Raw genomic sequence first — 14,629 nt, forward strand, 5'->3', positions numbered from 1 at the left:
GGCAGCTGAACCGGACGGAGCCTAGAGGAGGAAACCAAGCCGTGTTCGGCATGGGTAAAAAGGACGGCAACGCCGAAAAGGAAGAGGCGGAACGCAAGCGGATCGAGGCGACCATGGTCTCGATCGATTCCGGTTTCGAACACCTGCGCCATCACGCCGAGGCCGGCAATACCGAGCGCAGCGAGGCGGCGGCAAAGCGGCTCGTCGAATCCCTTAAGAACCCGAAGCTGCCGGCCCCGTATTCCAAGGACCGCCGCAACGCCGTCGATGCCTTTCTGCTTCACGCCTACATGAAGGCCACCGCCCTGGCCTGCAAGGGCGCCATCGATGCCGGCATGCATGACGACATCGAGAAGCGCAGCGAGATGATCAAGAAGGCGCGGGAGCATCTGGCGGGTGCGGTGAAGTACAAGGCACCGGCCGATTTCAAGAAACAGTGCGAGCGGATGCTCGAGGTCGCCACCTTCAGCGGCGGCGTCAAGGCGAAGGGGCCGACCAAGGCCAAGCCGCTGGACACCGCGCCCAAGGTCAAGGATCGCGCCAAGAGCTTCGATCCCGACGACAAGAAGGACGACAAGCCGACCGTCCCGCAGAACCTGAAGGTCTGACCGCCCTCCCCCTCAGTGGAGGGATTGACCGGCACGGCCGACCCGCTAGCGTACGGGTATGAGCCTGTTCGCCCCCCCCACCGATATCGAAGCCCGCGTCTTCTCCCGTCTCCCCGATCGCCTGCGCAAGGATTCCGGATCCAGCTGGGCGAAGGGAAACCGGCCGGGCATGCCCACCGACTGTTTCCTGGAAGGGCCGAGCTTCGACCGCGACGGCAATCTCTGGCTGGTCGACATTCCCAATGGCCGCATCCTGCGCGTCTCCGCCGACGGCAAGGACTGGGACGAGGTCACCGCCTATGACGGCTGGCCGAACGGGCTGAAGTTCCATGCCGACGGCCGCGCCTTCATCGCCGACTACCGGCTCGGCGTGCTGATGCTCGATCCGAAAACCGGGAAGGTCGAGACTGTGGTCGGCGACCGCTATTCGGAAGGCCTGCTCGGGGTCAACGACCTGCATTTCGCGTCGAACGGCGACCTCTACTTCACCGATCAGGGCCAGACCGGCCTGCACGACCCGCGTGGCCGGGTCTTCCGGTTGAACGCGAACGGCAAGGTCGACAAACTGCTCGACAACGGACCGTCGCCCAACGGCCTGGTGCTGACGCCGCAGGAGAACTGGCTCTACGTCGCGATGACCCGGGCCAACGCCATCTGGCGCCTGCCGCTGATGCCGGACGGCCATGTTTCCAAGGTGGGGCAGTTCATCCAACTCTCCGGCGGCCACGGACCCGACGGGCTGGCGATCGACGAGACCGGCGGCCTAGTCGTCGCCCATTTCGGCCTGGGCTCGGTCTGGCACTTCTCGCCCCTGGGCGAGCCGCTGCACCGCATCCGCTCACCGCTCGGGCTCGGGACGACCAATGTCGCCTTCGGCGGCCCCGACAGACGGACGCTGTTCATCACGGAAAGCGAGAGCGGATCGATCCTGGCCGCCGACCTGCCGGTCGCGGGCCAGCCGATGTTCGGACTTACGAATTAGCCGTCGGCCGTCGCGCGTTCACGAAACTCGAGCTCCTGGGTGCCGGAAGCCGTACGCCGGGCAATGACGATCGGGTCGCCCCTCTCGATATAGGCATGCGGGATCTTGTTGGCGGCGCAGACCCGCATCTCGAACGAGCGCCTGGGCTGCTCATCCACCTCGATCAGCTGGGTCCCGTGGATAACGAACTGGTGGAAGATCGAGGCATCGCCCGGCCCGAGTTTCGGCGTGAACAGAACGTCGTCCAGAGGCACCCCGAGGGTCGCTGCGACCTCATCCGGGCTGAACCGGATCTTCGGACCGCTCCCGTTCTCCGCTTGGGGTTCAAGACGCGACCGCCGCCACTGCTCGACCAGCGGTGCGACGTCGATATCCGACCTGATGTATGTGAGCCCCGGTGCGCGTTCGCCCACAGTATCGAACGGGATCCAGAAGTTGACGACCAGCGCATCCTGGCCGAACACGTTGGCATCAAAATGAAGACCGAGGTGGGTGTCGCGTCGGTACGGCTCATGACAGCGATAAACGCACGCGGCGAGCAGGAACACGTAGTCGCCACCGAAGATCTGGCGCGCCATTCCATCCGCCGGTCCCGGGGCGAAGGCGCTTACCGCCCGATCGGCGATGTCCTTCCGCCCGGCAGCAATCAGCTGCTTGAAATGATAGGTCTTCCGTCCGCCATCGACGCCGGCCTCTATCCCTTCTTCGAAAATCGCGGCCAGCCGGTCCAAGGTCGGCTGGTCGACGAGGTTCTTGGCAATAAGCGGCCAAGTTGACATGGGCGCGCAGCCTCGCTTCGTTCAACGACGGTGACGCCCGATCATCGCAGAGTCGCCGTCGCCTCGCCAGCCGGACCCGGCAGGTTCAGCCTCTTGGCCAGGGGCGGCCTCCGCCGTGGGATCAGGGATAGGAGAACCGTTCCGTCACAGGCGGCCACCGTTAGGCGGCACGACCCGGCATAGGGCGTCGCGGCGTCGGCTCAGGCGTTGACTTGGCGCATGACGTAGCGGCCGTCGCCGCTCGTGCTGAACATCTCGCCAATCTGAGGGTGATCGACCGGACCGTTGGACGCGTCGTCGATCAGGTTCTGCTCGGAGACATAGGCGATGTAGTAGCTTTGCGGGTTCTCCGCGAAGAGGTGGTAGAACGGCTGATCGCGCTTCGGACGTCGGTCCTCAGGTATGGAATTGTACCATTCCTCGGTATTCGCGAACTCCGGGTCGATGTCGAACACGACGCCGCGGAAGTCGAAATGCCGGTGCTTCACCACGGCGCCGATCGGGAATTTGGGCTCAACGATCTTCATAGTTCTGCCCGATTCTGAAGAGGGTCACTTCTAGCCTGATATATTTGGCCAATGCCGGCCCGAGAGCAAGGGCGGGCCTCAAAGCCCCTACATGCCCCACGGGTACGGCCGGACGACATACATACGCCGATGTTCCCTGCATACAAGAGGCGCCCCTGCGGTGCAAATGCGTCGCCAGTGAGTGTTTGTACCGGCGAATCACAGGGAAAAATGGATTTTGGCTTATCCTCAATAAACCGGAGTACGTTTTCACCTTGAGCAATCGCAGGTCGCGGATCATGGTTTGACCCGCCGAAGCGGAACCCTAGGGCAGTGACATTCTAGACGACCTTTCAGATCTCGATCGGGACTCCCTGCACATCATGCCCCTGCGCATCGTGCCGCTGCGCCTGCCGGGGCTGGCGCGGGCCCGCCTGATCAAGTCGGCACAGCTGAACTCCGAGCTGGAGCTGTTCCACGACAACGCCACCGGTGCCGGCCTCATCCAGATCAAGGCTCTGCCCGATTTCATCGGCGCCGACGAGGAAGACCTGAAGGCCGATATGGCGGTGCTGTACGAGCTCGCCGAGCTGAACAGCTTCGATGTCTTCTCCCTGCGGAACTCCCTGCGCGACCTCAAGATCGACGTCCGGCACGCCGCCGACCTGACCCTGTCGCCGGCCATGGAGGCGCGGCTGACCGATTACATGAAGTCGTTCACCCGGCCGCTGGTGGTGAACGTCTTCGGCGCGAACACGGACAACGTCCGCAATTCCGGCCAGATCATCGAGATGTTCACCAATGTCGACCGTAAGGTCGCCCTGAAGAACATGCAGAAGATCGCCGCGATGATGAACATCACCGTCGCCGATATCCCCGACTTCCTGGAGAAGTATGGCGATATCTACCTATCGCTCTCCTATTTCCGGCGCTGCCTCGACGAGATCGTCCCGAAATTCGACCAGCTCACCGACTGGATGGACGAGATGCGGGGCACCATGCTGCGGGAGAACCAGCAGCTCATGGACCGGTGCGAGGCGGTGCGCAGCGGCCTGAACGAGCTGCTCGGCTCCGTGACCGGCCGGTTCGAGTCCTTCGACCGGAACTCACAGACCTTCTGGGACAACATCTCCATGGAGAGCTTCCAGAAGCTGCACGCCATGATCACGAGTCACCACGAGACCATCGGCGGCGTGCTCTGCGGTCTGACGGTGAAGCTCGACGCCTGGGAGACCAAGTTCCCGCACCATACCGGCAGCCCGCACAAGCGCGCCGAGTTCGTTCAGTCGGATCTGGCTCCGGGGCTGGAGAAGCTGCTCAAGCTGGAGCACTCGGCGCCCTCGACCATCATGTGACGGCCGGCGGGCGCTTTCCCGCGAGCAGGGCGCCGACCACGAAGCCGGTGCCATGGGCGAGGAAGGCGATCGGCTCGCCGGCGGAGAAGGCGAGACCCGCCACCTGGGCGATCAGCCAGACCCCGATCACCGGCAAGGCCGGCACCGCCCACAGCCGCGGACGTCCGCCGCCCGGCCAGGGAATGTGGATCCGACCGCGCGGGTCCAGCCGCAGCACGCCGCCCATTAGGCCCGCCGCTCCGGCGCTGGCCCCCAGGATCGGCGCGGTCGAGCCCGGGCCCGCAGCCGCTTCGACCGCCAGGCCGGCGACCCCGGAGAGCAGGAACACCCCCAGCGTCCGCAACCCGCCGGCGCGGCGCTCGACCAGGATCCCGGCCAGCAGGATGGCGACCAGATTGCCGATAAGATGCATCCAGCCGCCGTGTAGGAACTGGGCGGTGAGAAGGGTCGCGATGGCCGGCACGCCCCCGACCTGCCCGCTGCGCGAACCAAGCCCGAACAGCTCGGCCGGGATCAACGCGTAGCCGCTGACCAGCACCATGTCACCATAGGCATCCAACCCGGCCTGCCAGACATAGATCGCCGCCAGCGCCGCGCACAGCAGGACCGTCACCACCGGGAGGGCCGGCTTCGGCTCGGGCGGAACCTGGGGCCGCGGTCGGAAGGGGATCGGGTCCGGCATCAGACCGGCCGCAGCCTACTCCCCGAAGACGGCGTCGAACGGCACCGAATAGAACAGCACCAGCGATTCCACGCCCGGATTGCGCTCGCCGATGCCGGCATTGGAGATATGGGTGAAGGACAGGCCCAGGCGGGAGTAGTCGTCGAAGCGGTAGGCGATCTCCAGGCCGGAGCGGAACTCGATCGCGTGGCCGAGGTCCTTGCCGTCGCCGTTGCCGTAGAGACCGGCGGCGAAGGTCGGCGTCGCCACCCAGCGGTTGCCGAAGAAGACGTCCAGCGCGATGCCGGCATAGCCGTACGTGGCGGCGTCCGAGGTCGCGGTCAGGCCGACGAAGGGGGTGAACCACAGCAGCTTGTTCTTTTCGGAGAACCGGTACTCGAAGCGGGCCTCGGCGGCGGCCTGATCGTCGAACAGGTCGTAATAGCCGGCACCGAAGGTCAGAAAGTCGGGCTCTTCCGCCCGGGCACGTCCCACGGCCCCGACCAGGAGGGCGACGGCGAGGATCAGGGCAGTGGCGAGAGGCTGGCGCAACGATCGTCTCCCAGGCTGCGAAAACTCCGCCTCAGGCGGAAAATTTCATTGGATATCGGCATCATAGAGAGCCTGCCCGCCGCATCAAGCGGCGATGCGGGCTCAGCCGACCCGCACCGGCTGGCGCAGGGTCGACTTGAACCGTTCGGTGGCCCGCACCAGGGCGCGGCGCACTCCGGGCTCCATCGCGGCATGGCCCGCATCGGGCACGTAGATCAGCTCCGCCCCCGGCCAGGCCCGGGCCAGCGCATGGGCGCTCTCCGGCGGGCAGATCACGTCATAGCGGCCCTGCACGATGGTGGCGGGCAGATGGCGGATCCGCTCGACGCCAGCCAGCAGGCCGTCCTCCGGCAGGAACATGTCGTTGAGGAAGTAATGGGCCTCGATCCGCGCGAGGTTCAGCGCGTGGTGCGGGTCCTCCGCCGACCAGATCTGCTCGGGCTCGGGCAGCAGCGACGAGCAGGCCTTCTCGTAGCGGGCCCAGTGCCGGGCCGCCGGCAGATGGACCTTGGGGTCGGGATCGGTCAGCCGCCGGTGATAGGCGAGCAGCAAGTCGTCGCGCTCATCCTCCGGGATCAGGTCGGCGAAGCTCCGCCACACCTCGGGGAAGAAGCCGCGCATGCCGGTCATGAACCAGTCGATCTCCTTGGCGCGTCCCAGGAAGACGCCACGGAGCACGAAGCCGAGACAGCGGTCCGGATGCGCCTGTCCATAGGCGAGCGCCAGGGTGGAGCCCCAGGACCCGCCGAACACCAGCCAGCCGTCGATGTCCAGATGCTGGCGCAGGCGCTCCATGTCGGCGACGAGGTGCGGCGTGGTGTTGGCCTCTACCCCCGCCCGGGGTGTGGAGCGGCCGGCGCCGCGCTGGTCGAACAGAATGATCCGGTAGGCCCGCGGGTCGAAGAAGCGGCGCTGGGTCGGCGAGGTGCCGGAACCGGGACCGCCATGCAGGAAGACGACCGGGATGCCCTCGCGGGCGCCGCTCTCCTCCCAGTAGATCGTGTGGCCGTCGCCGACCTCGAGGAAGCCGTTGCGCCGAGAGGCGATTTCCGGAAACAGTTCGTCGCGGATCACGGCCTTCCTCCCTTCTGGACTGCCCGGTTATCCGCCTCCGCCCGGCCGTTGTCAAAACCCTCGATGCGCTTGCCGTCGATCGGGATCGCCCCGGGCGGCACGGCGCGGCGCAGCAGAGCCAGCAGGCTGCGCACGTCGTCGTCCTCCGCCCGGCTTCGGCGCCAGGCCAGCGCCACGGTGCGGCCGATCCGGGGATCGCTGAACGGCCGGTAGCGGATAAGGCCGCCCAGGGTGTCGTCGGTCGCGGTCTCCGGGATCAGGCTGAAGCCGGTGCCGGCGGCGACGATCGCCTTCAGGGTCTCCAGGCTCATGGCCGTCTGGCGGGGCCGGATGCCGGCGGCGGAGCAGATCGACAGGGTCTGGTCCCGCAGGCAATGGCCCTCCTCCAGCAGCACCGCCCCCTGCATGTCCAGTGCGGACAGGTTGGCGGGCCCATCCGGCGAGGCCTCGGTGGCGGACTCCGCCAGGTGGAACCGTTCGCGGTAGCAGGGTTCGATCTCCAGCCCCTCGTCGGCGACCGGCGGCGACAGGATCACCCCGTCGAGCGCACCTTCCTTCAGCCGGTCGATCAGGTGGCTGGTCAGCCCCTCCTCGATGATCAAGTCAAGATTGGGGTGCTCCCGGCGCAGGGGGCCGAGCACGTGACGGAAGAGATAGGGACCGATTGTCGCAATCGCCCCGAGCACGAAGCGGCCGGAGAGGGGGTCTCCGCCGGCGGGTGCGGAGGCCAGGAAATGCTCTGCCGCCGCGATCGCCTGGCGCGCCCGGTCGACCGCGACCGCGCCGCGACGGGTCAGCAGCACCGTCCGGCTGGTCCGCTCAAAGACCCGGAATCCCAGCAGATCCTCGACTTTCCGCACGCCCGCGGACAGGGACGGCTGGCTGACATGACAGGCTTCGGCCGCCCGCCCGAAATGACCGTGCTCGGATACCGCCACCAGATATTCGAGTTCCCGCAGACTGAGACCGTTCACGCTCATAGGCACAAACTATCATACCCGTGAAATTTATCGATTAGCGGATTGCAATCATCCACCCATATGAATTGCAAGCCCGGCTCCGGGCTCCCATGCTTCATTCCGACGAGAGATAAAGGAGGGACCCTCTATGTCCGCGAATAGCAAACCTGTCATCGCCGCTCTGGAACAGGCTCTGGCCGACACCTATGCGCTGGCGCTGAAGACGCAGAACTACCACTGGAACGTCGAGGGGCCGACCTTCTACGGTCTGCACAACCTGTTCGAGGAGCAGTACAACGACGCCCATGGCGCCGTGGACGAGCTGGCCGAGCGCATCCGCGCCCTCGGCGCGCCGGCGCCGGGCAGCTTCCAGGTGTTCATGGACGCAACCAAGATCTCCGACGCCAAGCAGAACGCCGATGCGCAGACGATGGTCGCCGACCTGGCCTCGAGCCACGAGACCATGGGCGAGACCCTGCGCGAAGGCATCTCTGTGGCCGAGGAAGCGGGCGATCCGTCCACCGCGGACATGCTGACCGCGCGCCTGACCACCCACGACAAGCACGCCTGGATGCTCCGCAGCATCAAGGCCTGACCCGGGGCTCCATGCCCACCCGGCCGACCCGACGCTCCCTGCTCCGCACCGCCCTCGCGGCGGGCGGGGCGGTGCTCCTGTCGGGGGCCAAACCGGCCCGACCCGGACCTGCCCCGCCCGGCGCCCTGACATCAGGGGAAAGCGGCCGGGTCGCCGCTGTTCTGTCCGCAGACACGCTCGATCTTGAGAGCGGACTGCGGGTCCGCCTCGCCGGTATCCAGACCCCGGCCCCCGCCCGCGACGGCGCGCCAGCCTGGCCGCTCGCCACCGAAGCGATGGCCGAGGTCGCCGAGATCTGTCTCGGCCGGACGGTCACCCTGCAGTACGCCGAGGACCGTCGCGACCGCTGGCAGCGGGCGCTTGCCCATGTCGTCACCGAAGAGGGCACGTGGCTCCAAGGCCACCTGCTGCAGCGTGGCTTCGCCCGGGTCTATACCTGGCCCCGCACTTCTACGGGCGCCCGGACGTTGCTCGACCTGGAGCGCACCGCCCGGGCCAACCGCCGTGGGATCTGGGCGGAGCGTTTTTACCGTGTCCGCAACCCGGCGGAGACCTGGGGCGACCTGGACAGCTGGCAGATCGTCGAGGGCCGGGTGGTGGAGGCCGCGCTTGTACGCGGCACCGCATATCTGAACTTCGGCCTGGACTGGCGCGACGACTTCACCTTCCGGGCCGAAAGCGACGCCCGACGCGCGTTCAAGAAGGCGGGCATCGAACTCACCGACCTTACCGGCCTGCGGGTGCGGGGGCGCGGATGGGTCTATCCCACCAACGGGCCGATGATCGACCTCACCCATCCCGCACAGCTTGAAGTCCTCGAGGACTGATCCCACTCCCTATAGCAATGCCGGAACCTCTGCTTTGCTGGAACCGGCGCTTGGATTGAGTCGTTGCCCTTTGAATTGCCGGCAAGCGGATCTTGGGCAAGGGTTCGGCCTGCCATATCGTTGCCACGTCCAGCTGTAGGATAATTTCGCATGATGGCTTCGCTGTTCAAACGCTCGCTCCACGTCCTCACCTGCCTGGCCGCCGTTTCCATCGGCGCCTGCTCCACCAACCCGGCGACCGGCGAACAGAGCTTCACCGCCTTCATGTCGCCGGAGGACGAGAAGCGGATCGGCGCGGAACAGCACCCGCAGATCCTGGAGGAGTTCGGCGGCGCCTACGAGGATCCGCAGCTCACCGCCTATGTGAACAGCATCGGCGCGCGCATGGCGGCCGTGTCCGACCGTCCCGATCTAAACTACACCTTCACCATCCTCGACAGCCCGATCGTCAACGCCTTCGCCCTGCCCGGCGGCTACGTCTATGTGAGCCGCGGCCTGATGGCGCTGGCCGACAACGAGGCGGAGCTGGCAGGCGTCATCGGCCACGAGATCGGCCATGTCACCGCCCGCCACAGCGCCGAGCGCTACAGCCGCTCGGTCGCGGTCAGTCTGGGCGCGGGGCTGCTCGGCGCGGTGACCGGACAGCGCGCCCTCTCGGACCTCGCCAATATGGGCGGCGCCCTCTACCTGAAGAGCTACAGCCGGGAGAACGAGTTCGAGGCGGATTCTCTGGGCCTGCGCTACATGGCGTCGGCCGGCTACGAGCCGAGCGCGGTGGCCACCTTCCTCGCCAGCCTGGGCGCCCAGACCGAACTCGAGGCCCGGCTGCGCGGCTCGCAAAACGATCCGAACGCCTTCAACCTGCTCGCCACCCACCCGCGCACCGTGGACCGGGTGCGCGAGGCCCAGCAGGCGACCGGCACCCTGGCTCCCGGTCGGGTCGAGCGCGAGACCTACCTGCGCCAGATCGACGGCATGCTGTACGGCGACGATCCGGAAGAGGGCTTCATCCGCGACCGCACCTTCATCCACCCGACCCTGCGGTTCCGCTTCGTCGCGCCCCCGGGCTTCACCCTGATCAACTCCTCCGACCGGGTCGAAGGCCGCAAGGGCAGCGAGATGGCCATGGTGTTCGACGGGGTGCGCGAGACCTCGGGCATTCCCATGTCCCAGTTCATCCAGAAATGGGCCCAGAACGCCCAGCTCACCGGCCTGCAGGACTTCACCGTGAACGGCATGAACGCCGCCACCGCCGCCGCCACCGTGCAGACCCAGCAGGGGGTCGCCAACTATCGGCTGATCGCGATCCGAGCGGACAGCAGCCATGTATACCGCTTCGTCTTTCTGGGCAGCGCCCAGGCACTGGCCGCCAACGAGGAGGAGCTGCGGCGCACCACCTACAGCTTCGAGACGCTGAGCGAGGCGGAGGCGTCGTCCTATCGGCCGCTGCGGCTGCAGGTGGTCCAGGTGCAGCCGGGCGACACGATCGACAGCCTGGCGGCCCGCATGCCCCAGGGCCCCGAGCAACGCGCCCGCTTCCAGGTCCTGAACGGGATCGACACCGCCGCCCAGCTTCAGCCGGGCATGCTGGTGAAGCTCGTGGTCGAGTAACCGGAAGGCACCGCCGGCACACGCAGAAAGGGCGTCCCGGCCGGGACGCCCTTTTTCTTTAGTCGGGTTGGTGGCTGAGGGGCTCAGGCCTCCAGCAGCAGGTCGGCGGTGCGCTCCACGCGGTGGACCAGCCGGTCCCGGAGCTTCATCAGCGCCCGGTGCTCGAGCTGGCGCACCCGCTCCTTGGACACGCCGAGCTCCCGGCCCAGCTCTTCCAGGGTGGCACCCTCCTCGCTGAGGCGACGCTGATCGATGATCGTGCGCTCGCGCGGCGAGAGCTCGGCCAAGGCCTCCGCCAGCCACTTCGACCGGGTGGAGGCGTCGCGCATGCCCGTGACCACCGCCTCCGGGCTCGGCCGCTCATCGGCCAAGAAATCCTGCCAGTCGTCCTCGCCGGTCTCGGAGATCGGCGCGTTCAGGGACTGGTCATGGCCGGAGAGGCGCATCTCCATCGCCTCGACCTCGCGGCGGTCGACCTTGAGCTGGGTGGCAACATACATGCGTCCTTCGTCGGTCATGCCGCCGTTCACAGAGCTGCTGATCTTGGCCCGCAGGCGCCGCAGGTTGAAGAACAGCGACTTCTGCGCCGCGGTGGTGCCGGTGCGCACGATCGACCAGTTGCGCAGGATGTAGTCCTGTATGGCCGAGCGGATCCACCAGCCGGCATAGGTCGAGAAACGGACCTCCCGCTCCGGCTCGAACCGGGCGGCCGCCTGCATCAGGCCGACATTGCCCTCCTGGACGAGGTCGCCCATGGGCAGACCGTAATTGCGGAACTTGCTGGCGGTGGAGACCACCAGCCGGGTGTAGGAGCGCACCAGTTCGTGCAGGGCCCTCTCGTCACCATCCTCGCGCCAGCGGCGAGCCAACTCGAACTCGTGGTCCCGTTCAAGCAACGGTTCCTTCATCGAGGCCTTTATGAAGGCGATGTTGGCACGCTGGGTATCCGGGTCGTCGATATAGGCCATTGCCGCCCCCTGTGTGGTTGGCATCCGCTGGTGTCTCGCACCCGACCTGCGGTTCTTTTTGTAGCCCTTCGTACGCACTTGGGTAGAAATCGGATCATATCCAGGACGCGATTGACACGAAAATATTGCTGCGCCGCACAAGGTGCGGCGCGTCTCAAGCGATCGTGATCGGGATGGGGCTGCCGGGTCGCGGCGAAGCCCGGACGGCCTAGCGGGCGGCCCGAAGGGGAAGCACGGTCTCGCTGGGCACGGCTTCGACCCAGTCGAGCAGGCGGCCGTCGGTGGACAGGCAGGCAGCGCTCAGCGCGCCGCCCCGGCCGCAGCCGCTGTCGATGCACAGGGTCCGCTCGGTCTCCTTCGGACCGCCGCCCTGGGGGTCATAGCCCCGGACCAGCTTCGCGAAGCCCTCGAACCCGGTCGTTTCGGCTCGCTCGAAGCCCTTGCTGCCCCACCAGAACGCGTCGCGCTGGTCGTGCAGCGGCCGCGACGGGTCGATGCCCGTATTGACGAACAAGACCCCGTCGCTACCCGCGCAGCCGAAGCGGCGGATCTGTCCGAACCAGGTCTGGTGGCCCGGCGAGGCGTGCACGCCGGACTTGAGGCGGCTGGTCCAGCGGGTCAGGGCGACCATGCCCTCCTCGGCCGCGGCGAATCCCTGGCCGGCTTCGCCGCCATAGGCGGCGAGCGTGGCGCCGATACCGCGGTCCAGCATCCAGCGCAGCAGGTCGGCCGGTTTCGGCGCGAAATGGATCTGCAGCAGCTTGTGCCACATCTCCTCCTGGGCGCCGCGCAGGCAGACGATGTCGTCGGGCAGGTAGAGCGGCGGCTGCGCCATGACCAGCGCACGGAACCGCATCAGCTCGCGCAGGGTCTCGCGGACATCGCCGCCGCCGAGGATATTGCCCAGGTAGACGATCCGGTCGCCCGGTTCGAAGCGGGCGCCGATCTGGTCGTGCAGGTCGCGGAGAAGGGCCGCTTCCCCGAAGATCGCACCCACCGCCCAGACGCGCCGGGCGCCGGACAGGTCGACGTGACGGTCGGAAGCTGTAAGACAGGTGGTTGTCACGGCCGGGGGGGCCTCGCGCTCGGTGAACGAGTCATCCCACCCCAATATCATTTCCGAGTCGCGCGTCAACGCACCACGCGGAGCACCCGTCTCCGGGCCCCGGTTTCCGATTCCCGGAATTCTAGCTAAGTACCGGATATTGCAGGCTAAGCAGCCAATGGAGCCGATCGCATACTATCTGCCTCAACCCCGAACGCATGCGGGCGGCCCGCAGGCCGCCCGTTGCACAAAAATGGCCGATTCGCGCCGAATCGCGCGCCGTCAGGCAGCGTCCATCAGCTTCTCGAGCCGGTCGATCGCCGCTTCCTCGTCGATCTTCTCGATCTTCGCGAACTCGCGGGCCAGACGGTCGATGGCGGCCTGATACATCTGCCGCTCGCTGTAGGACTGTTCCGCCTGGTTGCTGGAGCGGCGCAGGTCGCGGACCACCTCGGCGATGGACACCGGGTCGCCGGAATTGATCTTCGCCTCGTATTCCTGGGCGCGGCGGCTCCACATGGTCCGGCGAACACGCGCGCGGCCCTTCAGCTTGGCGATCGCCGCGTCCATCTGCTTGCGGCTGCTCAGGCGCCGCAGGCCGCTGGTCTTGGCCTTGGTCAGCGGAATGCGCAGGGTCATCCGGTCCTGCTCGAAATCGATCACCAGCAGTTCCAGTTCAGTCCCGGCAATGGTCTGGGTCTCCGTTCCCTTGATCAGGCCCACACCATGCGTCGGGTACACGACGAAGTCGCCAGTGTTGAACTCGTTCTTTTTTGTCATGGGTGATTTTTCCACGTCCTCTGCCATTCCGCCCTCTTTAGCCACCGAAAACTGCTCCCACCACACACAGACAAGAAACACTTGCCGACCCAAAGGATCGACTTCCCCAAACAGCCGATTACCACGCGATCAACACGAGAGACGGTCGAAACATATGGTCGTTTCGTCGATGGTCCCACGTTTTGCGGGGGCGCACTGATCATTGTCGGCTTTTGGACCAGCGCGATGGTGTGAACCTTATCACAAAATCGCGGCGAATGGTAGCTTGCAGGCAGACGCGCGCAGGCAGGGCCCGAGCTTAACCGACCCTGCTATTAGATCAGATATTTGTGACCGGAGTCTTAAAGTCGAGGACGAAAATCGCCTCGGAACCTGACTGCGATCAGCTGCCTTCGCCCGGGTTGGCCGAGAAATACTTCTCGTACTTGCCGGCCTCGTCCTGCAGCTTGTCGGCGTCCGGCATCGGGTCGATCTTGCGCGTGATGTTCGGCCAGATGTCGGCATACTCGGCGTTGATGGCCAGCCACTTCTCCGCGGCGGGCTCGGTATCCGGCAGGATCGCCTCGGGCGGGCATTCCGGTTCGCACACACCGCAATCGATGCATTCGTCCGGATGGATGACCAGCATGTTCTCGCCCTCGTAGAAGCAATCGACGGGGCAGACCTCCACACAGTCAGTATACTTACACTTAATGCACTTCTCGTTGACGATGTAGGTCATGCGGGTCTCCGGCGCGCGGTTGACGTGGCTCTTTAGCGTAGCCTGTCAGCCGACTTCAAGACCGAGCTTCGCGAGCGCGCGCTTTCGCGCCTCTCCGCTCTCCCGATCGGTCACGTAGAGCAGGCCGGAAAGCCGGCGCATGAGCTGGCCTTCGTAGTCATGCAGTTCGCCGTCGGCGTAGACCACCTCCCACAGCGCCTCCATGAGCTCGATCCGCCCTTCCTCGTCGAGCTTGTCCTTGACGGTGCGCGTCAGGCCATAGAGATCCACCATCTCGTCCGCCGAGTTGACGGCCTCCTCGAGCGTCCGGTCGATCTCGTCGCGCGACACGTCGAACCGGTTGCACAGATGGTCGGCGACCACCGCGCGCTCCTCGGCCTCGAACTTGCCGTCCAGCGTGGCCGCACGGGCGAGCAGCACCGCCACGGCCGTGGCCAGGTCCTTGCGGGGCGCGGCCGCGGGGCGGCTTCCGGATTCAAGGCCGTTCATGAAGGCCTTCAGACGCGCGAGCATGGGCGAGTTCCATTCTGGTTCGAGATGGGCGACCGGGGCATACTCCCCGACTCCGGCGCAAGCCTTTGCCGGATCGTGACTACATAGGTCGCC

The 14,629-nt window shown here is 66.3% G+C and carries 17 protein-coding genes; 6 read left to right on the forward strand and 11 right to left on the reverse strand.

Going from position 1 to position 14,629, the window contains the following annotated elements; translation table 11 throughout:
* The first annotated feature begins 50 nt into the window (after positions 1–50).
* Together ACOQOP_RS11940 and ACOQOP_RS11945 are read left to right on the forward strand one after the other, a co-directional pair.
* Positions 51–608 (forward strand): hypothetical protein, encoded by a 558-nt coding sequence (locus ACOQOP_RS11940; RefSeq protein ID WP_420562032.1) that lies wholly within the window; start codon positions 51–53, stop codon positions 606–608.
* A 169-nt stretch (positions 609–777) separates the two neighbouring features.
* A complete protein-coding gene (locus ACOQOP_RS11945; RefSeq protein WP_420562033.1) occupies positions 778–1,590 on the forward strand; it encodes an SMP-30/gluconolactonase/LRE family protein in 813 nt (270 codons plus the stop codon).
* Here the strand turns inward: ACOQOP_RS11945 and ACOQOP_RS11950 are convergent.
* Both ACOQOP_RS11950 and hspQ read right to left on the reverse strand, forming a co-directional pair.
* Positions 1,587–2,369, reverse strand: a complete 783-nt coding sequence (locus ACOQOP_RS11950; RefSeq protein ID WP_420562034.1) for a hypothetical protein — start codon at positions 2,367–2,369, stop codon at positions 1,587–1,589. The two genes, ACOQOP_RS11945 and ACOQOP_RS11950, sit on opposite strands and share 4 nt — an antisense overlap.
* A gap of 200 nt (positions 2,370–2,569) precedes the next feature.
* Positions 2,570–2,896, reverse strand: coding sequence for a heat shock protein HspQ (gene hspQ, locus ACOQOP_RS11955; RefSeq protein ID WP_420562035.1), 327 nt, complete (start codon positions 2,894–2,896; stop codon positions 2,570–2,572).
* 362 nt (positions 2,897–3,258) lie between these two features.
* Between hspQ and ACOQOP_RS11960 the strand changes: the two genes are divergently transcribed.
* Positions 3,259–4,230: a hypothetical protein gene (locus ACOQOP_RS11960; RefSeq protein WP_420562036.1), complete on the forward strand. Its 972-nt coding sequence runs from the start codon at positions 3,259–3,261 to the stop codon at positions 4,228–4,230.
* Here ACOQOP_RS11960 and ACOQOP_RS11965 read toward each other — a convergent pair.
* The 4 genes from ACOQOP_RS11965 to ACOQOP_RS11980 all read right to left on the reverse strand — a co-directional run bounded on the left by ACOQOP_RS11965 (position 4,223) and on the right by ACOQOP_RS11980 (position 7,497).
* Positions 4,223–4,912, reverse strand: coding sequence for a rhomboid family intramembrane serine protease (locus ACOQOP_RS11965; RefSeq protein ID WP_420562037.1), 690 nt, complete (start codon positions 4,910–4,912; stop codon positions 4,223–4,225). The two genes, ACOQOP_RS11960 and ACOQOP_RS11965, sit on opposite strands and share 8 nt — an antisense overlap.
* 15 nt (positions 4,913–4,927) lie before the next feature.
* Positions 4,928–5,443: an acyloxyacyl hydrolase gene (locus tag ACOQOP_RS11970; protein WP_420562038.1), complete on the reverse strand. Its 516-nt coding sequence runs from the start codon at positions 5,441–5,443 to the stop codon at positions 4,928–4,930.
* Between the two features lie 102 nt (positions 5,444–5,545).
* Complete coding sequence (gene pip / locus ACOQOP_RS11975; protein ID WP_420562039.1) at positions 5,546–6,517, reverse strand: prolyl aminopeptidase; 972 nt, start codon at positions 6,515–6,517, stop codon at positions 5,546–5,548.
* On the reverse strand, positions 6,514–7,497 hold the full coding sequence (locus ACOQOP_RS11980; RefSeq protein ID WP_420562040.1) for a LysR substrate-binding domain-containing protein: 984 nt from the start codon (positions 7,495–7,497) through the stop codon (positions 6,514–6,516). Before ACOQOP_RS11980 ends, pip begins: the two co-directional genes overlap by 4 nt.
* A gap of 127 nt (positions 7,498–7,624) precedes the next feature.
* On the opposite strand from ACOQOP_RS11980, the gene ACOQOP_RS11985 reads away from it, so the two are divergent.
* The 3 genes from ACOQOP_RS11985 to ACOQOP_RS11995 all read left to right on the forward strand — a co-directional run bounded on the left by ACOQOP_RS11985 (position 7,625) and on the right by ACOQOP_RS11995 (position 10,509).
* Positions 7,625–8,071, forward strand: coding sequence for a Dps family protein (locus tag ACOQOP_RS11985; protein WP_420562041.1), 447 nt, complete (start codon positions 7,625–7,627; stop codon positions 8,069–8,071).
* Between the two features lie 11 nt (positions 8,072–8,082).
* Entirely contained in the window at positions 8,083–8,898 is an 816-nt protein-coding gene (locus ACOQOP_RS11990) for a thermonuclease family protein (protein WP_420562042.1), read from the forward strand.
* 150 nt (positions 8,899–9,048) lie between these two features.
* Positions 9,049–10,509 carry a M48 family metalloprotease gene (locus ACOQOP_RS11995; protein ID WP_420562043.1) on the forward strand — a complete coding sequence of 487 codons (1,461 nt, stop codon included), beginning with the start codon at positions 9,049–9,051 and terminating at the stop codon, positions 10,507–10,509.
* Between the two features lie 83 nt (positions 10,510–10,592).
* Here the strand turns inward: ACOQOP_RS11995 and ACOQOP_RS12000 are convergent, their stop codons facing one another.
* From ACOQOP_RS12000 to ACOQOP_RS12020, 5 genes are all read right to left on the reverse strand, one after another.
* Entirely contained in the window at positions 10,593–11,501 is a 909-nt protein-coding gene (locus tag ACOQOP_RS12000) for an RNA polymerase factor sigma-32 (RefSeq protein ID WP_420562044.1), read from the reverse strand.
* Positions 11,502–11,685: 184 nt separating this feature from the next.
* On the reverse strand, positions 11,686–12,543 hold the full coding sequence (locus tag ACOQOP_RS12005) for a hypothetical protein (protein ID WP_420562045.1): 858 nt from the start codon (positions 12,541–12,543) through the stop codon (positions 11,686–11,688).
* Positions 12,544–12,804: 261 nt separating this feature from the next.
* On the reverse strand, positions 12,805–13,302 hold the full coding sequence (locus ACOQOP_RS12010) for a CarD family transcriptional regulator (protein WP_028795112.1): 498 nt from the start codon (positions 13,300–13,302) through the stop codon (positions 12,805–12,807).
* Between the two features lie 382 nt (positions 13,303–13,684).
* Positions 13,685–14,023 (reverse strand): ferredoxin FdxA, encoded by a 339-nt coding sequence (gene fdxA, locus ACOQOP_RS12015; RefSeq protein WP_420562046.1) that lies wholly within the window; start codon positions 14,021–14,023, stop codon positions 13,685–13,687.
* Positions 14,024–14,068: 45 nt separating this feature from the next.
* The gene (locus ACOQOP_RS12020; RefSeq protein WP_420562047.1) at positions 14,069–14,536 is read right to left on the reverse strand and encodes a TerB family tellurite resistance protein; all 468 of its coding nucleotides are present in this window, start codon (positions 14,534–14,536) and stop codon (positions 14,069–14,071) included.
* Positions 14,537–14,629: the final 93 nt, after the last annotated feature.

It is taken from the genome of Thalassobaculum sp. (assembly GCF_965223715.1).
Taxonomy (GTDB): Bacteria; Pseudomonadota; Alphaproteobacteria; order Thalassobaculales; family Thalassobaculaceae; genus Thalassobaculum.